This window comes from Siminovitchia fortis, from assembly GCF_003605365.2.
Lineage (GTDB): Bacteria > Bacillota > Bacilli > Bacillales > Bacillaceae_C > Siminovitchia > Siminovitchia fortis.
Window position 1 is genome coordinate 1 of record NZ_QYTU02000113.1, and the last position, 387, is coordinate 387.

General features: G+C 50.9%; 1 rRNA gene. It reads right to left on the reverse strand.

What is annotated here, in order from left to right:
• Positions 1-387, reverse strand: a 23S ribosomal RNA gene (locus tag D4N35_RS17895); the annotation flags it as partial.

Genomic DNA, 387 nt, shown 5'->3' on the forward strand with positions numbered 1-387 from the left:
CAATCCGCAGCTTCGGTGATACGTTTAGCCCCGGTACATTTTCGGCGCAGAGTCACTCGACCAGTGAGCTATTACGCACTCTTTGAATGGTGGCTGCTTCTAAGCCAACATCCTGGTTGTCTAAGCAACTCCACATCCTTTTCCACTTAACGTATACTTGGGGACCTTAGCTGGCGGTCTGGGTTGTTTCCCTCTCGACTACGGATCTTATCACTCGCAGTCTGACTCCCAAGGATGAGTATCCGGCATTCGGAGTTTGTCTGAATTCGGTAACCCGATGAGGGCCCCTAGTCCAAACAGTGCTCTACCTCCGGTACTCTTGCCTTGAGGCTAGCCCTAAAGCTATTTCGGAGAGAACCAGCTATCTCCAGGTTCGATTGGAATTTC